Genomic DNA, 18,709 nt, shown 5'->3' with positions numbered 1-18,709 from the left:
GCCACGTGCGCGGAAAGAGCCTCCGCGGGCGAACGGCGGCGGCTGCCATTCGGGGAAGCGCGTACGCGAGTTCCCGCATGGCCCAGGTTGCGTATTCCCGAACCGCGTACCGAAACGCGGCCCCAGTCCCGGCGGCCTTCCCGCGCCTCGCCTTCGAGGCGGCGTATGCTCCCCCCACCCGGGCGCCCTACCCGAGCGCCATGCGACGCGCCCGCCGCCGTGCCCGGCTGACGGCGCTGATTTCGCTGGCCGCCCTGTCCATGGCCGGCTGGACCGTGCTGACCCTCCCGCACGGGCTGCCCATAACCTGGAGCGAACCCGCCCCGGTCGCCGAGGCGGAGCCCGCGCCCGCCGCCGAGTCCCGGCCGGCGCCGCGGCCGAGCATCGCCTGGATGCTTGATCCCAGCCCGGCGCTGGGCTCCGGCGCCGCCAGGGTCTTCGGGGCGCCGCCGGCCGCAGCCTTCCAGGTCGCGGTGGCCGAGCCGTCCCCGGCGGTCCGGGAGATCGCTCAGCGGGTCGCCCAGAAGGTGGCCCAGGCCAAGCTGGCGCCGGTCGAGCCGGCTCAGGCCTCCATCGTGCAGGCCGCCGCCGTTCCGCCCAAGGCGGCCGCGCAGGTCCGGATCGCCGCCGCCGAGCCGACCCCTGCGGCGCTGGCGCCGAGCCTCGTTCCCAATCTCGTCCCCTTGCCGGTCGCGCGCCCGCCCGAGCTGCGGCGTCCGCTTGTCGCCGCGGCACCCCGGGTGGCGGCCCGCGCCCTGCCCCGCACCCGCGACGTGTTCCGCGCCGCGATGGCGGAGGAGCCGTCGTTCCTCGAGAAGCTGTTCGGCGTCGGCGGCGCCGCGCCCCGCGAGACGTCGCGCCAGGCGCTGGCCTATGCCGGACCGGACGCCCTGCCGCAGGAGGCGCCGCGCGCCCGGGTCAGCCCGGCCCCCGAATCCGTGGCCGGAACGGCGGTCTACGACATCAGCGCCCGCACGGTGACGCTGCCCTCCGGCGAGGTGCTGGAGGCCCATTCCGGGCTCGGGCAGGCCATGGACGATCCGCGCTACGTGCACCTGCGCATGCGCGGCTCGACGCCGCCCGGCACCTACGAGCTGACCGAGCGCGAGCGCCTGTTCCACGGCGTGCGGGCGATCCGCCTCAACCCGGTGGGCGGCAGCGGCGCGATCCACGGCCGGGACGGTCTGCTCGCCCATACCTACATGTTGCGTCAGCCCGGCGCGTCGAACGGCTGCGTCTCGTTCCGCGACTACAACCGCTTCCTGCAGGCGTTTCTGCGGGGCGAGGTCCGGCGGCTCGTAGTGGTCGCCGGCAGAAGCGGCGACTTCTTCGGCGGCCGTATCGGGATGGCCGACCGCCCGGGACGGCGGGGCTGAGACCGGGCGCTTGCGGCGCGACCCGGCCGGCCTAGCCGGAAAGTCCGAAGCCGGCCCGGCGCCGGGCGCCTTTACGCGCCCGCCCAAGCCTGCCTTAACGGGGTGAGACGCCAAGCCCCGAACGAGAGGCACCCATGAAACTGCCCCGCCGCTTCTTCCAGCCCCTCGCCACCGGCGCGCCGGCCCCGTTCCGCGAGCTGCCGGTGCGGCTGGAGCGGATGATCCACTTCGTGCCGCCCCACAACGACAAGGTCCGCGCCCGGGTGCCGGAACTCGCCGGCACCGTCGACGTGGTGCTGGGCAACCTGGAGGACGCGGTCCCCGCCGACCAGAAGGAGGCGGCGCGCAAGGGCTTCGTCGCCATGGCCCAGGCCACCGACTTCGCCGCCACCGGCACCGGCCTCTGGACCCGGATCAACGCCCTGAACTCGCCCTGGATTCTCGACGACCTGTTCACGATCGTGGCGGAGGTGGGCGATAAGCTCGACGTCGTGATGGTGCCCAAGGTCGAGGGGCCGTGGGACATCCACTACATCGACCAGCTCCTCGCGCAGCTCGAGGCGCGGCACGGGGTGACGAAGCCGATCCTGGTCCACGCGATCCTGGAGACCGCCGAAGGCGTGGCCAATGTCGACGCCATCGCGTGCGCGTCGCCGCGGATGCACGGGATGAGCCTCGGACCGGCGGATCTCGCGGCCTCCCGCGGCATGAAGACCACCCGGGTCGGCGGCGGCCACCCGGATTACCGGGTGCTCAGCGACCCGGCGGGGGACGCGCCCCGGGCGACCGCCCAGCAGGACCTCTGGCACTACACGATCGCCAGGATGGTCGACGCCTGCATGGCCAACGGCATCAAGGCGTTCTACGGCCCGTTCGGCGACTTCTCGGACGGGGATGCCTGCGAGGCGCAGTTCCGCAACGCCTTCCTGATGGGCTGCGCCGGCGCCTGGACGCTGCACCCGAGCCAAGTGGCGATCGCCAAGCGGGTCTTCGCCCCCGATCCCGCCGAGGTGGCCTTCGCGGCCCGCATCGTCGCGGCGATGCCCGATGGCACCGGCGCGGTGATGCTCGACGGCAAGATGCAGGACGACGCCACCTGGAAACAGGCCAAGGTCATCGTCGACCTCGCCAAGCTGGTGGCCGCCAAGGATCCGGATTTGGCGGCAGTGTATCAGCTGGGGTGAGCGGGGCGCTCATCCCCCGAACCGCGCCCGATAGTCCTGCGGTGTCGCCGCCACGTGGCGCAGGAAGCTGCGCCGCATGGTCTCCTCGGAGCCGAAACCGCAGGTCCGGGCGATGCGCTTCACCGGAAGCGCCGTCTCGGCCAGCGCCCGCCTTGCCGCCTCGACCCGCAGGCGCTCCACGGCCTTGGCGGGCGTGAGCCCGGTCGCCTGCCGGTAGATCCGGCTGAGGCTGCGTTCGCTCATCCCCGCCGCCCCGGCGAGCACGGGGAGCGAGAGGTCGCCGGACAGGTTCTCGGCCATGAAGGCGTGCAGCCCCCCGAATCTTTCCTCGCCCGCCTGCAGGGCGAGCGCCGCGCTGAACTGCGCCTGCCCGCCGGGGCGCTTGAGGAACATGACCAGATGGCGCGCCACAGCCAGGGCGAAGGGGCGTCCGAGATCCGCCTCGACCAGAGCGAGCGCCAGGTCGAGGCCCGCGGTGATCCCGGCCGAGGACCAGACCGGGCCGTCCTGCACGAAGATCGGGTCGGGCTCGACGCGGGCCAGCGGGTAGCGTCGGGCGAGGGCGCCGCAATGCTTCCAGTGCGTCACGGCCCGCCGCCCGTCGAGGAGCCCGGTGGCCCCGAGCAGGAACGCCCCGGTGCAGACTGAGGCGATCCGGCGCGCGCCTCCGGCCCGGACCCCCACCCACGCCACCAAGTCCGGATCGGCGCAGGCCGCCGTGACGCCGGGGCCGCCGGCGATCACCAGGGTGTCCAGCGGCGCGTCGAGATCCGGGAGCGAGTCGGCCACCAGCCGCAGGCCCGCCGACGCGGTGAGCGTCAGGTCGCGGGTCGAGACGACGCGCGGCGCGTAGGGCGCGACCCCGTCGCCGCGGGCGGCAGCGAGGTCGTTGGCCGTGGCGAAGACCTGGAGCGGCCCGGCCACGTCGAGGAGTTGCACCGCCGGGAAGGCCAGCACTTCGACGGGACGCGGGGCTTCTGGCGAGAAACGAGGGGACTTTGGCATCTCCGCCAGATCGTGACGCGCTAGGGTTCGCCTGTCCACCACGGAGATGCCTGATGATCCCGCCCGAGACCCACCTGCAGATCGGCTCGCTCCTGTTCGAGGGGCTCGACCAGATCGACCTGACCGGTCCGTTCGAGGTCCTGGCGCGCGTGCCCAACAGTACCTACCGGCTCTACGGACCCACCGCCGCGCCGGTGCGCGACGTGCGCGGCCTCCGGATCACGCCCGACGCCGCCATCGCCGATGCGCCGCGTCTCGACGTGCTGCACGTGCCCGGCGGCCAGGGCCAGGAGGCGCTGATGCGCGACGCGGCCGTGCTCGGGTGGATCCGCGGCCAGGCGGCGGGCGCCTCCCACGTCTTCTCGGTCTGCACCGGCGCGCTCCTGCTCGGCGCGGCCGGTCTCCTCGTGGGGCGCCGGGCCACCACCTACTGGAACGCTTTCCACCTGCTGCCCTGGTTCGGAGCCGAGCCGGTCGACGAGCGGGTGGTGGTCGACCGCGCCGCGGACGGCCGGACCTGGATCTTCGCGGCCGGCGTCACCGCGGGGATCGACGGCGCGCTCCGGCTGGCCGCGGCGCTGCGCGGCGACGATGCCGCCCGGGCGATCCAGCTCGGCATGCAATACGCCCCCGAGCCGCCCTTCGACAGTGGCACCCCGCGAACCGCTCCGCCGGCCATCGTGGCGCAGGCCCGGGCGGCGGCCGCTGGGATCACCGCCCGGCGCGAGGCCACCGCGCGGGCGATCGCGGCCGAACTCGGCATCCCGAGTTCCGAACACGCGCAGAAGAGAAGCTGACGCTGCCGGGATGCGGGCGACGGACCGGACAACCCCGCGGAGGAGCGGGCATGCGGCGTCCGCCCGGTGACACGCCCCGGCATCGGACCTATCTGTCCGGTCAGGACGGACTGGACCATGACGGACGTAACCCTGAGAACAGCGAAATTCGCGATCGGCGCGGTGGTGCGCCACCGGATATACCCGTTCCGGGGCGTCGTCTTCGACGTCGACCCGGTCTTCGACAACACCGAGGAATGGTGGCTGGCGATCCCCGAGGAGGTCCGGCCGCGCAAGGACCAGCCGTTCTACCACTTGCTCGCCGAGAATGCCGAGACCGAGTACGTCGCCTACGTGTCGGAGCAGAACCTCCTGCCCGATACGTCCGGGGAGACCCTGCGCCACACCAGCATCCCGGAGATGTTCGAGCGCGACGCGGCGGGCGCCTACCGCATGCGCGACCGCGCTAGGAACTGATTCCTCGCGATCCCTCGGATCGCGCCCGAGGCGGTAATCGTCGGGCAAGGCCGCTATGGCAGGCGTGGCGGCCGCCGGTCGGACCCGTCTGCCGTGCCTCGCTCCTGCGCCGTGGCGCTGCTCGCCGCCGGCCTCCTCGGCGCCCCGGCCCGCGCCAACGACAGCGCCTCCGAACTCGATGCCGGGGGCCTGATCCTCGTGCCCGAGCCCGGCATCGCCCTGGCCAGCGAGGACCTGTCGATCGCGCTGGACCGGATCACCGTGTCCTAAGTGTTCCGCAACCGGGCATCAGAGCCGCGCACGGTCCGGATCGCCTTCCCGTTGCCGCCGATCGACGGCCGGACCCTGAGCTTCTCCCCCACCCGGCTGCCGCGGGTCGACAGTGTCAACTTCGTCGGCTTCACCGTCACGGTCGACGGCCGCCCGGTCGAGCCGGAGCTGGAGGAGCGCGCCTTCGTGGGCGAGCGCGAGGTGACCGACTTGCTGCGCCGCCACGGCCTGCCGCTGAACCCGCTGCGCTTCGCCGCAATCGATGCGGCCGCGAAGCGGATCGGCAAGTCCGAATGGGCGGAGCTGGTCAAGGCCGGCCTCTTCCCCGACGCCGAGGGCATGACCGAGGGATTGTGGCGCAGCGAGGCGAAGTTCCACTGGCAGCAGATCTTCCCGCCGGACCGGGAGGTCCGGATCGCGCACAGCTACGCGCCGGTGAGCGGGTTCCATCTCCTCCCGCCCCGGGAAGCGTCCGGCGAAAGCTACCGCGCCACCTATTGCCTGGATGAGGCCGGATTGAACGGCATCCGGCGCCTCCACGCCAAGGCGGCGGACCAGAGCGGCTACCTGCGGGCTTTCGTGGTGCCCTACATCGTCACGACGGCACGCAACTGGGCTGCCCCGATCGGGCGGTTCGCCCTGACGGTCGACAAGGGCACCCCCGCGGCGGTCGTGAGCTTCTGCCGCGCGGGCGTCCGCAGGACCGGCCCCACCACGTTCCGGTGGGAGGCGAGGGACTACGTCCCCGACCAGGACCTCCGGGTCCTGATCGTCCTGCCCGGCCCGGGGCCGCAGGGGATCCGGTAGCCGCGGCCCGATCCTGAAACGCGAAGGGCCGGACCTCGCGGTCCGGCCCCGAAACCCTCCGCCGCGGCCACGGCGGAGCGGTGTTACTTCGCGGGAGCTGCGGCGCCGGCCGCCGGAGCGGCCCCACCCTGCTGCTCGAGCTTCTTGCGCATGTCCTCGCTGCGCTTCTCCAGCTCCGCCTGGAGCTTCTTCTGCTGCTCTTCGAGGACCTTCGGGTCGATGGCCGGGCCGTCGAAGGCCTTGCCGAATCCGGTCAGCGGCACCGCGAAGGTGACCTCGCGCTGGGTCTGGTTCTGAACCGAGACGTTGAGGGTCGTGCCCTTCTTCATCGCCGCGATCACGCCGGCATCGACGCCCCCGGCCTCAGCGAAGCAGCCGTTCGGGAAGCAGACCGCGAACCGGCCGGGCGTGGCGGCTTGGCCGTCGACGTTGAAGCGGATGCCCGGCTGCAGCAGCAGGCCGAGCGGCAGCAGGTAGCGCACCACGCGCACCTCCTGCTTCTGGGCGGCGTTCTTCATCTCGTAGACGGCCACCGCCAGGACGGGCTGGCCCTGGTCGGACACGAAGTCGCGGGTCGTGTAGCAGATGTCGGTGCCCGAGCCCTGGTCCTTGCCGCAGACCTTGGTCCAGTCGGCCTGGCTCGGCTCGGACTTCACGGTCACGATCTGCGGGCCGGTCTGCGCGGCCGGGGTGTTGGCCGCTGGGGTACCGGGCGCGGGAGCGGTGGGGGCGGGCGCAGTCGGCGGGGGGGCCGTGGGCTTCTTCGGCTGCGCCAGCGCCGGGGCGGCCGCGAGGCCGAGGAGGGCGGCGCATGCGAGCGTCGCGGGGCGGGTGAAGGACATCGGCTCAGACCCCTTGGAAGAGACGTGGTGTGGCTTGCTGGATGCGGAGCCGGCCTGGCGGGCTGGTCCGCCCGGGCGCGCACTGCCGTGGCGTGCCTCCCGGGGCTCCGGATGAATCGGTCCGACCGTCGGGCGGGGACGGGCGCCGGATGCGCGCATCTCCCGCCCCGGCAATCGGGCGGCCTGCCTTTCCCCTCGAATGAGGCGAAGGCATGACACCGCGGCTCGGAGCGCCCGTCATGGCGCCCCCGTGCCGCGGCCGGCTCCCGATAGGCCCGCGCCTGCCCGGCCGCAAGCGCAACGTTGCACGAGACCGTGAGGAGCCGGGCCGGTCGGCCTTCCGGCTCCGGGCCGCGGGCGCCCGGCATCGGCCGAACGCATTGGTGCTGGGCGGCCGCGGCGATCGGCTTCTTCGGGTCTTAGCCTGCGGTTAACCGTACTCGGTCGACCATACGGGCGGATCTTCGGTTTTCGTTGGGGGCCAGGTTGAGCGCGTTCGCGGTGGCGGAGAGGGCGGCCGAGGCCGCGCCGGACGCGTCCGCGCGATCCGGCGGCTTGGCCGCCTGCCTCTTCGCGGCGGCGCTCGCGAGCCCGCAGCGCACCGCGTTGCGTGATTCGGGCGACCGGGTGGCATGGTGCGGGCGTCCGGCGATCACCTGGACCTACGCGGCGGCGGCCGAGATCGTCGGCCGGCTCGCGCGAGGGATCGGAACCTGGCGGCTGCCCGCGGGCAGCCGGATCGGCCTGTGGTTCTCCGGCGGTGCCGAATCGGCCCTCGCCCACCTCGCCGTCGAGGCGGCCGGCCACCTGCCCTGCCCGATGCCCGCCGTCTGGGATTCCGGGCAGCTCTCGGCCGGGATCGCGGCCGCCGGGTTCGTCGCGGTGCTGACGGAAGGCCGGCGCGGCCCGCGTCGCCCCGCCGAGGAGCTCGCCCGCGCGGCCATGGGCCATTTCGGTCTGCGCTACCTCGCCGCCTTCGGCCCCGGCGTGCCGGACGGCGTGATCAGCCTCGACGCCATGGCCCTGGAGCGCGGGATCGTCGAGCCGGCGGCCAGCCGCGGCCTCGTCACCTTCGCGGGGGGCGATCCTGGCCGGCCGATCTTCCGCACCGCGGCGGCCCTCACCGCGGCGATCGACGCCCATCTCGACGCGCTCCCGGTGACCGGGGACGAGCGGATCCTGACGCTCCTGCCCGCCCACGACCTGCGCGGCCTGGTGACCGGCCTCGGCGCGGCGCTCTCCGCCGGGGCCGGCCTCGAGACCGTGATCCCGTTCGACGAGGCGGGCTTCCGGGCCGCCGTGATGCGGCCGGTGCCGACCCGGCTCGTCGTTCCGGCCCTGATCGAGTCTGCGCTGTCCGCCCTGACCCTGCCCTGGACGGTGCGCACCCTCGACGTGGTGCACCGGGTTCCCGCGGGCCTGACGCCGGGCGCGCCGGACTCCGCCGGCCCGCAGCGAATCGATTCGCTGGTCTTCGACGAGGACGCTGTCCTGACGCGTCCCGGCGGCCGTGATCTCGCGGCGACCCTGGCCCATCCGGAGCGCGCGCCCCTGCCTCGGGCCCTCCTGGCCCTCGCCCGCGGAGCGGATGGGCGCGTCGCGTATCGCGGGCCGGCCTGCGCCGCCGCTCCGCTCGCCCGCGGCGCAGTCCCGGAACCGGACGGGCAGGCGTGGCGAAGCTCGGGCTACCGGCCGGTCCTGTCCGATGGGATCGTCACCGGTGTCGAGCCCGCGTGAACCGCGGACGATCGCCGGTTCATCCAGCGCTCAGGCGCGGACGATAATCTCGCATTTGCACACGGGACGACGGATCCGATCCGCCCCCTCGTGGGTTTCACAACGGATTGTGGTCACGGCTATCTTTCCAAGCCGAGCTTGATGGGGTACCGCTCAGGTCTATGGGTGCGCTGCAACAAGTGCTCGTGGTCGATGACGGCGTCCGCGCCGTGGACCGGTCCCTCTCGGGCGAGCTGGCCAGCCTCGGCTACGCGAGCGTCACCGCCTCCATGGAGGCGGCGGACGATGTCCTGGCCGTGATCGCCCGCCCGGCTGCGGTGCTGCTCCAGGCCCCTACCCGACGGGATCCCGCTTATGCCCGCCGCGCGGCTCGGCTGCGCGCGCAGCTGCGCGACCGCGGTATCCCTGTCATCCTGATCGGCGACGCCGCCGAGGTCCGGGCCGGCGGCCCGGTGGACCTCGCGACCCGTCTCGGCGCCTACGTGGCCGCCCAGCCCGAGTTCTGAAAGCCATTCGTCCCCGACGGGACGAGGCCCGCCTTAGCGCGCCGCGCGCATCAGTTCCGGCGCGCCGAGCCGCGGGAGCACGCCCTCCCGCATCACCATCCGCCGGAGCGGCCCGAGCTGGGACATCGCCAGCAGCCCGAGACCCCGGAGCGCGTCGACCGGGAGCAGGTCCGTGAGCAGGCTGCGGTTGAGGAGATCGACCGCGGCGGTGCGGGCGGTGGCATCGAGGCGGCGGGTGCGGGCGTAGCCGTCGAGCACCGGCCGCGCCCCGGGATCGCGGCCGTCCCGGGCCGCCGCGACCAGCGCGTCGCGCAGGGCGGCGGCGTCGCGCAGGCCGAGATTGAGCCCCTGCGCGCCGATCGGCGGGAAGACGTGGGCCGCCTCGCCGACCAGCGCCAGCCGCCGCGCCACCGGGCTCGACACCGAGAGGCCGCGCATCGGCACGAGGCCCCGCGGGCCATCGACCCGCATCCCGCCGAGCATCGCCCGGGCCTGCCGCTCAACCGCCTGACCGAGGGCGGCGTCGTCCAAAGCCGCCAGCCGCCGGGCCGCGCCCTCCCCGGTCACCCAGACCAGGCTGGAGCGATGGCCGCCCGGCAGCGGAACCAGGGTGAACGGGCCCGAGCGGGTGTGGAACTCGGTGGAGACGTCCCGGTGCGGGCGCTCATGCGCCAGGATCGTGGTGATCGCGCTCTGCGGGTAGGTCCAGTCGCGCACGCGCACGCCGCTGGCGGCCCGGAGCGGAGAGCGCCCCCCGTCGGCCCCCACCACCAGCCTGGCCGCGACCGAGCCTCCCTCCGCCAGGGTCAGGCGCGAGATCGCCTCCCCGGGCACGGCCTCGGCGGCATCCGCCTCGACCAGGGTGAGATTCGCCTGGGACCTGGCGCAAGCGCGCAGGCTCTCCACCAGGCGGGCGCTCTCGACATTCCAGCCGAAGGCGTCGAGGCCGATCTCGGTGGCCTGGAATCGCACCGGCGGCGGCCGGAACAGGCTGCCGGTGTCGTCCACGATCTGCAGGGTGCAGAGCGGGCTCGCATGCGGCGCGACCGCCTCCCAGGCGCCCAGCGCCTCCAGGAAGCGCACCGATCCGTCGAGGAGCGCGACGGTGCGCCCGTCCGCCACGGGGGCGTGGCGGCCGACCAGCGCCGTCGGAATTCCGGCCTGGGCGATCGCCAGTGCGGCCGCGAGCCCCGCGGCCCCCGCGCCGACCACGGCGACGTCGAATCGGTCTGTTCGCGTGTCCGACATGACACCCTGCACGGTTTCTGACCCTGTTCGTTCCGGGCGCCCGCTCCAAGCGGGCCGCGCGCGGCGGCGGCGGCGGCATCGGCGCATCCCCTATCTGCGCTTTTCCGGACCCCTGCCAAGACCGATCCGCGCGGGCCACGGCGCCGCAGTCCGGCCCGGCCACGCGTGCCTTCGGTCAGGCGAGGAAGGCCGAGAGTTCGGCAAACACCTCCTCCGGCCGCTCCTCCTGGAGGGTGTGGCCGCAATCGAGGGCCCGGCCGGACACGTCCGTGGCCTTCTCGCGCCAGGTCTCCAGCACGTCGTAGGTCTGGCCGACCGTGCCCTTCGCCCCCCAGAGCGCCAGCAGCGGCACCGTGACCCGCGCGTCCGAATCCGCGGCATCGTGCTCCAGGTCGATCCCGGCGGCCGCCCGGTAATCCTCGCAGATCGCGTGGCGGCAGGCCGGATCGGCATAGCAGCGCAGGTACTCGGCGAAGAGTTCTGGCGGCGTTGAGCCGGGGGTCCTGGACTGGCCCTCGATGTGGTGGCGCAGGAAGAATTCCGGGTCCGCCCCGATCAGCGTCTCCGGCAGGGGGTGGGGCTGGATGAAGAAGAACCACCAGAAATAGCGGGTGGCGAAGGCCTTGTCGGTGCGCGCGTACATGGTCGCCGTGGGGGCGATGTCGAACAGGGCGAGCCGCTCGACGGCCTGCGGGTGGTCCAGGGCGAGGCGGTGGGCGACGCGCCCGCCCCGGTCGTGGCCGACGACGGCGAAGCGGTCGTGGCCGAGGGCCCGCATCACCGCCGCGGAGTCGGCCGCCATGGCGCGCTTGGCGTAAGCCGCGTGGCGCGCGCCGCCCGGGGGTTTGTCCGAATCGCCGTAGCCGCGCAGATCCATCGCCACGACCGTGCGGCGCTCGGCCAAGCGCGGGGCGACGTGGAGCCAGGTCGACAGCGTCTGCGGGTGGCCGTGCAGCAGCAGGACCGGTGGCCCGGAGCCGGCCGAGCGGGCGTTGATCGTCACGCCGGGTTCGGTCTCGATCCGGTGCCGGTCGAAGCCCGGCAGGAAGTCCGTGGCCATGTGCGTCCGTTCCCCCGTGACGCGCGCCGCACTGGCGTGCCGGGATGCACCGGATGATAAGGCGCCTCCGGCACGATGTCCGCCGAGCCATCATGACAGACGCACCCGCGACTCAGGACGCCGCCCTCCGGGACGCGGCACCGAACGACCCCGAGGCGCCGGGGGGCGAGGCCGCCCGCGCGCCCGTGCTGCGCCCCAGCATCCTCGATCCCCTGTTCGCCCCGGCCCGCTCCCTGCCGGGCATCGGCCCGAAGATGGCGCCGCTCATCGAGAAGCTGCTCGGCAGCCCCGAGCGGGAGGCCCGGGTCGTGGACCTCCTGTTCCACCTACCCCAGGGCGGCGTCCCGCGCCGTCTCATGGGCTCGGTCAGCGAGGCGCCCGTGGGCGAGCCGGTGACTCTCGGGGTCACCGTGGTGGCGCACCGCCCGGCCCAAGCCGGGACCGGGCGGCGCCCGCACCGGGTTCTGGTGGAGGATGCCACCGGGGACATCTCCCTGGTGTTCTTCGGCATGCCCCGGGCCCGGGTGGAGAAGATGCTGCCGCTGGGCGCCCATCGCTACATCTCGGGCCGGATCGACCTGTGGGACGGCACCCGCCAGATGGTCCACCCGTCCCGGATCGTCGACGAGGCGGGGCTCGCCGAGCTGCCCGCCGTGGAGCCGATCTACGGCGCCACGGAGGGGCTGACCTCCCGGGCGATCAACAAGCTCGCGGTGGCGGCCCTCGACCGCCTGCCGATCCTGCCCGAGTGGCAGGACCCGGCGTGGCTGGAGCGGAACCGCCTGCCCGCCTTCGCGGAAGCCCTGCGGGTCGAGCACCGCCCCGAGGAGCCCCTCCCGAAATCCGAGGATCCGCTCCAGCCGCCGCCCGCCACCCCCGCCCGGCGGCGCCTGTCCTACGACGAGCTCCTCGCCTCGCAGCTGGCGCTCGCCCTGCTGCGCGCCCGCCAGCGGCGCAAGGCCGGCCGGGTCAACGCCGGCGACGGCGCCCTGAGCGGCCGGATCGAGGCCGCCCTCCCCTTCGCGCTCACCGGTGCGCAGGCCCGGGCGGTGGCGGAGATCCGCCAGGACCTCGCCGCCCCGCGCCGGATGCTGCGCCTGCTCCAGGGCGATGTCGGCTCGGGCAAGACCGCTGTCGCGCTGCTCGCCATGGCGTCGGCCGTGGAAGCCGGCCGGCAGGCCGCCCTGATGGCCCCCACCGAGATCCTGGCGCGGCAGCATTTCGAGCGGCTCCAGCCGCTCGCCGGCTCCCTGCGGCTGCGCCTGATGACCGGCCGCGACCGGGCGGCCGAGCGCAAGAGCACGCTGGCCGCCCTCGCCGCGGGCGAGATCGACATCCTGGTCGGCACCCATGCCCTGTTCCAGGAGGCGGTGACCTTCCGGGATCTCGGGCTTGCGGTGGTCGACGAGCAGCACCGGTTCGGCGTCCACCAGCGCCTGGCGCTGGGCGCCAAGGGCGAGGCCGTGGACTTCCTGGTCATGACCGCGACGCCGATCCCGCGCACCCTGGCGCTGACCTTCTTCGGCGACATGGACGTCTCGGTCCTCGACGAGAAGCCCGCCGGCCGCCAGCCGATCCGCACCCTCACCATGCCGACCGAGCGGATCGACGAGGTCGTGGCCGGGCTCGCCCGGGCGATCGCCGGCGGCGAGCGGGCCTACTGGATCTGCCCGCTGGTGGAGGAATCCGAGTTCATCGACCTCGCCGCCGCGGCCGAGCGGTTCGACGACCTGAAACAGCATTTCGGCGACGCGGTCGGGCTGATCCACGGCAAGATGCCGGGCCCCGAGAAGGATGCCGCCATGGCCCGGTTCGCCGCCGGGGAGACCACGCTCCTGGTCTCGACCACGGTGGTCGAGGTCGGGGTCGACGTGCCCGAGGCCACCATCATGGTGATCGAGCATGCCGAGCGGTTCGGGCTGGCGCAGCTGCACCAGCTGCGCGGCCGGGTCGGGCGCGGCTCCAAGGCGTCCTCGTGCCTGCTGCTCTACCGGGGGCCCCTCGGGCAGGTCTCCCGGGCGCGGCTGGAGATGATGCGCGACAGCGAGGACGGTTTCCGCATCGCAGAGGCCGACCTCAAGCTGCGCGGCGAGGGCGAGGTGCTCGGCACCCGCCAATCCGGCATGGCGGCCTTCCGGCTGGCCCGGCTGGAAAGCGACGGCGACCTGCTGGAGGCCGCCCGGGATGATGCCCGGATGATCGTCGAGCGCGATCCCGGCCTGAAGAGCCCGCGCGGGCAGGCGCTCCGGGTGCTGCTCTACCTGTTCGAGCGCGACGCCGCGATCCGGCTGATCGGGGCCGGATGAACGGCGCCGTTCAGGAAAGGGGCGCGTTCAGGAAAGCACCGCCTGCGCGGAGTGTGCCATGAGACAGGACGGACAGAGCGTCTGTCCGATGCACGGCTGCCACGCCACGTGAAGAAAAGCCTTTATTTTCAGTATGTTGCCGTTGCGCGCCAGAGGCCTCGGCCAAGCCGGGCTGCCGTGGGACGAGGCGTCGGCATAGCCTGGGACCTTGCATCAGCCACAATCCTCCCTTAACTGCAGATGAACGAATGGCCCGGTAAGCCGGGACATCACGGACGAATCTGGAGGACGGACATGTCGAACGGACTGTTCCAGAACCTGCCGGGCTCCCACGAGATGGCCGGCACGCACGCTCTGCCGACCGAGCCCTGGCTGCTGCCGATCTCGGATCGCGCCGCTGCGGTGGTGAACAAGACCTCGGACGAGCTGCAGGCCGCCGTGCGACAGGCGGCGCGCCCATTCTGGCTGGCCGCCAACGGCCTCTGCATCGCGCTGGGACTCGCCCTGACGATCCAGTGCGCCACCGGCTGGATGGTGACCCAGCCCCGCAGCGCCGTGACAGTCGCTCAGGCGACCCCGCCGACCATCGCGCCGCAGACGGCTTCGCTCCAGCGCTGAGCCATCGCGCGGGTCGCGGTTTCAAAAGGTCCGGGACATTTTGGGGCGCAGGGCGAGGCTCTGCGCCATCAGGGCTCCGCGCCTGACAACCCGCCGAAGGGCTTTCGTCCTTCCGAGACCCCGGATCTCAACCGGTTGGCTTCAGGGCCGTTCCGCGCCTGCGGGGCGGCCTCTTCATGTGTGCTTCACGCATCCTGCGGCGCCGGTTCCCGGTGGGCAGCAGGGCCGCCCGCCTGCTGGACCGCGCGCAGGGACGCCGCCATGGCTTGAAGCCGTCCCTGCGGGTCCTCCGGCTGGATCACGCCCGCCGACATCACCAGCTTGGCCGCGTCGTCGACGCTGATGTGGAGTTCCACCACGTCGGCGCGCGGGAGGTAGAAGAAGAACCCCGTGGTCGGATTGGGCGCGCAGGGCAGGAACACGCCGACCATCTCGTCCGCGGCCGCTCCGTGAGCCCGCAGGGCACCCTCGACCTCCGGGGCCGCCGGGGCGGACAGAAACACCACCGACCACGTGCCCTTCACGGGGAACTCCACCAGCCCGACGGTGCGGAACGAGGTGCCGTTGGCCGAGAACAGGGTCTCGAAGATCTGGCGCAGGCCCTTGTACAGGCCGGAGATCACCGGGGTCCGGGCCAGCAGCACCTCGCCGAACTCGATCACCGAGCGGCCGACGAGGTTGGCGGTGAGAAAGCCGAGCAGCGTCACCGCCAGGAACGCGATGACGAGGCCGAGGCCCGGGATCGAGAACGGCAGGTAATGGTCCGGCAGGTAGCTCGCCGGAACCAGCGGCTTCACGAAGGAATCGATCAGCGCGATGAACCACCACGTGATGTAGGCGGTGATCGCGAGCGGGCCGGCGACGATGACGCCGGTGAGGAAATAGGTGCGCAGACGCCCCCGCGCGCTGACCCGCGTCTTCGGGGTGGCGGGGCCGGGCATCTCGGGCTCGGGAGCCTGGATCGGCGGGGAACTCGGCGCCACGGGTGCCCTCTCGGCCGCTCGATGCGCGGCGATCCTGCCTGGGGGATGATCCCCCAGGAGCACAGGTAGCGGCTGCGCTTGCCCGCCTCAAGGGTGACGGCGTCGCCGCCTCGTCCCGCAGGCCCCTGCCCCGGCCGCCGCCTATGCGTCCGGGCCGGGACCCCGGATGACGAGGGGCGGCATCGCCTCCCGGGGGATCACGGCGCCGTGATGGCCGATCACGGCGCCGGCGAGGCGGTGTGCCTCGGCGGCGGCCGCCTCCGGGACCAGCCCGGCGATGCGCGCGGCGAGATAGGCCGCCGCGAAGCTGTCGCCGGCGGCCGTGGTGTCGACGACCCGAGCCACCGGGGCGGCCGGTACGGCCGTGTCGGCCTCCCCGTACAGAACCCGGGCGACGGGAACCGGGCCGCTCGACGCCCTCAGGACGATCTCGGCCCGGCCGCGGTGGCGCAGCACCTCGTCCACCCCCGGCTCGCCATAGAGCCAATCGAGATCCTCCACCGAGGCGAAGATCAGGTCCGCCTGTGCCAGGGTCGCGCGGAACGCTTCGCGGGCCACCGCCCGGTCGGGCCAGCCGCGGGGGCGGTAATTGGTGTCGAAGGCGACCCGTCCGCCCCGGGCGCGCAGGGCCGACAGGGTCTCGGCCAGGGCGGCACGCCCGGCCTCGCCGTAGAGCGAGAGGCTGATGCCGGAGACGTAGACGATGTCGTAGGCCTCCAGCGCGGCCCGCGTCGCGGCTGCGCCCGGCTCGGAGAAGAGGTCCCGGGCGGCGGCATTGTCGCGCCAGTAGTGGAAGCTGCGCTCGCCCGCGGGATCGGTGCGGATGATGTAGAGGCCGGGCATCCGACCCGGCAGCCGGCGGATCCGGGCGAGGCCGATGCCCTCGCGGCCCCAGGCCGCCAGCATCGCGTCGCTCCAGGGATCCTCTCCCACCGCCGTCACGTAGTCGACGGTGACGCCGAGGCGGGCGAGATAGAGGGCAGCGTTGAGCGTGTCGCCGCCGAAGCCGCGCATGAGGCTCCCGTCCGGCCGCTCCGACAACTCGACCATGCACTCGCCGATGCAGGCGACCCTCATGCGTTTCCCCCGATGCAGCGCCGTGGGCCGGCCCCGTGACGGTCCCGCATCGTTCGGCCCGGCGTGTCAATCTCATGGCTCAGCGGCACGTCCGGGACGGCGCTGCCGGCCCGAGCGGCCCCCGGTCGACGAAGGGGGGTGACGGGTCGTCCGCGGGCGCCGGCACCGCCGCGTCCAGCCCGGAGGCAGTCGTGCGTCCGATCCGCCCGAATGCCCCGATCGCTCCGGATCCGCCAGCTTCTGTTCCGATATAAAGTGGCGTTCGTCAAATATAATAATATTCGCGTCTAATTAAGCTCGCGTGGATTGATTTTTATATAGATACGTAAAAATTTGTATATAATAATTAACTGATACGATAAACAAAAATCATCTCATGTTAGGATACGGTTAGCATCGCTATGCTATGAGTGAGCCTGTGTGGAAATGGCACTGATTCGATGATGAATACTTCGATGCGTACGCGGATTTATGCTTGTTTTGGACTTATTATGACGATGGCGGCCTGTATTGGTTCATATTCGATCTATCTGCAGCACAAGATCGATCGGCAATACGACCTGCGGTCGGTCCTCGAGGGCGGTGCACGGTCCGTCTTCACGATCAGCAGCCTGGCGGCGCGCCTCACAGGCGAAACCGAGCTGTATCGCCTGGCTCCGAAGGCGGACACGATTTCCGAGCTGGAGACCATGCGCCGCACGATCGGCTCGACCGCCGAGGGGCTGGTCGCGATCGCGCTCTCGGAGGAGCGGCGCGGCAACTACGCGCGGATCTTGGACTCGGCCCAGGCCCTGAAGCCCGGGCTGGAGCGCCTCGCGGCTGCCGGCACGGGCTTGAGCGAGGCCAGGGGCAAGCTATTCAAAGGCGGCGATGAGCTGACGCGCGCGACCGGCGAACTCGTATCCGACGTGCGGGCGCATGGCGGCGCGGCGAGTCTCGGCCAGGCGCAAGCGGTCGAGAGCGCGATGCTTCTGGTGCGCGTCTCCAACTGGCGCTTCCTCGCGACTTCGGACCCGCAAGGCCCCGCAGCCTTCGCGAGAAACGCCGCGGAAGCCGAGGTCGCGCTCAAGGCGATGCGCGAGGCGGATGATGGCGCGATGTTCGCCCGTCCGCTCATGGCGGTCGAGGTCGCGCTCGCTGCCTACAAGGCCGGATTTCAGACCACCACGGCGGCTCTGGAGACCTTGAAGGCGACGTTCGAGACCGGGATCAAGCCTCACGCGGACGCCATCGATCAAATCGCCGTAAGCGCGAAGGCCACGATCGATGCCGTCGTCGCCGACGTGACCCGGCAGACGGCAGAGCTGGTTGCGCGTGCCCAGCTGTTGCAGATCGGCCTGACGGGGGTCGCGCTCGTTCTCGGCGCGGTTCTGGCGTTTGTGATCGCCCGCAGCATCGTCCGGCCGATTGCCGGGATGACGCACGCGATGAAGCGCCTGGCGGAGGGCGATACGCAGGTCGTGGTGCCCTCGCGGGACGCCACCGACGAGATCGGCGCGATGGCCAAGGCGGTGGACGTGTTCCGGCAGAACGCCATCGCCCGCGCCGATCTGGAGGCCGCGCAGGCCGCCGAGCACGCTGCCCGCGAGCGTCGGGCCGACCGGGTCGACCGGCTGGTCCGGGCGTTCCAGCAGACCGTGGCCGCGTCGCTGGAGGTCGTCACCGCGGCCGCCACCGAGCTCGACGCGACCGCGCGCTCGATGACCCGGGTCGCCGACGACACCAACAGCCAGGCGGTGGCCTCCAGCGCGGCCGCCGAGCAGACCTCGGCCAACGTCCAGACCGTGGCGTCGGCCGCCGAGGAGATGGTGTCCTCGCTGCAGGAGATCGAGCGGCAGGTGATCCGCTCCAACGAGGTCGCCAGCCATGCCGCCCACGAGGCGCAGACGAGCAGCGCCGCGATGGCGAGCCTGCGCATGGCCGCCGAGCAGATCGGCGCGGCGGTGACGACGATCTCGGGCATCGCCGGCCAGACCAACCTGCTGGCGCTCAACGCGACCATCGAGGCGGCGCGCGCCGGCGAGGCGGGCCGGGGGTTCGCCGTTGTGGCGGCTGAGGTCAAGGAGCTGGCGGGTCAGACCGCCAAGGCCACCGAGGAGATCGGCGGCCAGATCGCCGCGATCCAGGCGGCGACCGGCCAGGCGGCCGACGCGATCGAGCAGATCGGGCGCACGATCGGGATTGTGAACGAGATCAGCGGCTCGATCGCCTCGACGGTGGTGGAGCAGACGGCGGCCACGAGCGAGATCTCGCGCAACGCCGGCCAGGCCGCGCGCGGGACCCAGGACGTGTCGGCCAACGTGGCCCGCGTGCTGGCCGCCTCGGGGGAAACCGGCAGCGCCGCCGCGCAGGTGCTGAACGCCGCGGCCGCGCTCGCGACGCAATCCCTGACGGTCAAGCAGGAGGTCGACGGATTCCTGCGCGACATCCAGGCCGC

Annotated in this window: 15 protein-coding genes and 1 pseudogene; 10 read left to right on the top strand and 6 right to left on the bottom strand. The window is 72.6% G+C overall.

The features are described from left to right. Positions 1 to 77 precede the first annotated feature (77 nt). Both Q8W67_RS18070 and Q8W67_RS18065 read left to right on the top strand, forming a co-directional pair. On the top strand, positions 78 to 1,376 hold the full coding sequence (locus tag Q8W67_RS18070) for a tlde1 domain-containing protein (protein ID WP_305548089.1): 1,299 nt from the start codon (positions 78 to 80) through the stop codon (positions 1,374 to 1,376). Between the two features lie 134 nt (positions 1,377 to 1,510). Then, positions 1,511 to 2,560 (top strand): CoA ester lyase, encoded by a 1,050-nt coding sequence (locus tag Q8W67_RS18065; protein ID WP_305548088.1) that lies wholly within the window; start codon positions 1,511 to 1,513, stop codon positions 2,558 to 2,560. Between the two features lie 9 nt (positions 2,561 to 2,569). Here Q8W67_RS18065 and Q8W67_RS18060 read toward each other — a convergent pair whose 3' ends face one another. Then, positions 2,570 to 3,565 (bottom strand): GlxA family transcriptional regulator, encoded by a 996-nt coding sequence (locus tag Q8W67_RS18060; protein ID WP_305548086.1) that lies wholly within the window; start codon positions 3,563 to 3,565, stop codon positions 2,570 to 2,572. 53 nt (positions 3,566 to 3,618) lie between these two features. On the opposite strand from Q8W67_RS18060, the gene Q8W67_RS18055 reads away from it, so the two are divergent. The 3 genes and pseudogenes from Q8W67_RS18055 to Q8W67_RS18045 all read left to right on the top strand — a co-directional run bounded on the left by Q8W67_RS18055 (position 3,619) and on the right by Q8W67_RS18045 (position 5,895). Continuing rightward, complete coding sequence (locus Q8W67_RS18055) at positions 3,619 to 4,362, top strand: DJ-1/PfpI family protein (RefSeq protein WP_305548084.1); 744 nt, start codon at positions 3,619 to 3,621, stop codon at positions 4,360 to 4,362. A 117-nt stretch (positions 4,363 to 4,479) separates the two neighbouring features. Next, on the top strand, positions 4,480 to 4,818 hold the full coding sequence (gene hspQ, locus Q8W67_RS18050; protein WP_305548082.1) for a heat shock protein HspQ: 339 nt from the start codon (positions 4,480 to 4,482) through the stop codon (positions 4,816 to 4,818). Positions 4,819 to 4,911: 93 nt separating this feature from the next. Further along, positions 4,912 to 5,895, top strand: a pseudogene (locus tag Q8W67_RS18045) (DUF4424 domain-containing protein). Positions 5,896 to 5,978: 83 nt separating this feature from the next. On the opposite strand, the gene Q8W67_RS18040 reads toward Q8W67_RS18045, so the two are convergent. Further along, positions 5,979 to 6,737, bottom strand: a complete 759-nt coding sequence (locus Q8W67_RS18040) for an invasion associated locus B family protein (protein ID WP_305548080.1) — start codon at positions 6,735 to 6,737, stop codon at positions 5,979 to 5,981. A 486-nt stretch (positions 6,738 to 7,223) separates the two neighbouring features. On the opposite strand from Q8W67_RS18040, the gene Q8W67_RS18035 reads away from it, so the two are divergent. Together Q8W67_RS18035 and Q8W67_RS18030 are read left to right on the top strand one after the other, a co-directional pair. Beyond that, positions 7,224 to 8,474: an acyl-CoA synthetase gene (locus tag Q8W67_RS18035; protein ID WP_305548078.1), complete on the top strand. Its 1,251-nt coding sequence runs from the start codon at positions 7,224 to 7,226 to the stop codon at positions 8,472 to 8,474. A 161-nt stretch (positions 8,475 to 8,635) separates the two neighbouring features. Next, positions 8,636 to 8,980 carry a hypothetical protein gene (locus Q8W67_RS18030; protein ID WP_305548076.1) on the top strand — a complete coding sequence of 115 codons (345 nt, stop codon included), beginning with the start codon at positions 8,636 to 8,638 and terminating at the stop codon, positions 8,978 to 8,980. Positions 8,981 to 9,013: 33 nt separating this feature from the next. Here the strand turns inward: Q8W67_RS18030 and Q8W67_RS18025 are convergent, their stop codons facing one another. Next, positions 9,014 to 10,228 carry a UbiH/UbiF family hydroxylase gene (locus Q8W67_RS18025; protein ID WP_305548074.1) on the bottom strand — a complete coding sequence of 405 codons (1,215 nt, stop codon included), beginning with the start codon at positions 10,226 to 10,228 and terminating at the stop codon, positions 9,014 to 9,016. Positions 10,229 to 10,403: 175 nt separating this feature from the next. Beyond that, the gene (locus tag Q8W67_RS18020) at positions 10,404 to 11,288 is read right to left on the bottom strand and encodes an alpha/beta fold hydrolase (protein ID WP_305548071.1); all 885 of its coding nucleotides are present in this window, start codon (positions 11,286 to 11,288) and stop codon (positions 10,404 to 10,406) included. Positions 11,289 to 11,380: 92 nt separating this feature from the next. On the opposite strand from Q8W67_RS18020, the gene recG reads away from it, so the two are divergent. Beyond that, entirely contained in the window at positions 11,381 to 13,594 is a 2,214-nt protein-coding gene (gene recG / locus Q8W67_RS18015; protein WP_305548069.1) for an ATP-dependent DNA helicase RecG, read from the top strand. A 294-nt stretch (positions 13,595 to 13,888) separates the two neighbouring features. After that, on the top strand, positions 13,889 to 14,212 hold the full coding sequence (locus tag Q8W67_RS18010; RefSeq protein WP_305548067.1) for a hypothetical protein: 324 nt from the start codon (positions 13,889 to 13,891) through the stop codon (positions 14,210 to 14,212). 185 nt (positions 14,213 to 14,397) lie between these two features. On the opposite strand, the gene Q8W67_RS18005 is transcribed toward Q8W67_RS18010, so the two are convergent. Beyond that, a complete protein-coding gene (locus tag Q8W67_RS18005; protein ID WP_305548278.1) occupies positions 14,398 to 15,153 on the bottom strand; it encodes a DUF502 domain-containing protein in 756 nt (251 codons plus the stop codon). 183 nt (positions 15,154 to 15,336) lie between these two features. Continuing rightward, a complete protein-coding gene (locus Q8W67_RS18000; protein ID WP_305548065.1) occupies positions 15,337 to 16,272 on the bottom strand; it encodes a sugar kinase in 936 nt (311 codons plus the stop codon). Positions 16,273 to 16,769: 497 nt separating this feature from the next. On the opposite strand from Q8W67_RS18000, the gene Q8W67_RS17995 reads away from it, so the two are divergent. Next, a partial coding sequence (locus Q8W67_RS17995; protein WP_370693899.1) for a methyl-accepting chemotaxis protein occupies positions 16,770 to 18,709 on the top strand: 1,940 nt, incomplete at its 3' end.

The sequence above is a fragment of the Methylobacterium sp. NEAU K genome (assembly GCF_030700285.1).
GTDB lineage: Bacteria > Pseudomonadota > Alphaproteobacteria > Rhizobiales > Beijerinckiaceae > Methylobacterium.
This window is presented reverse-complemented; position numbering and strand designations above follow the sequence as displayed.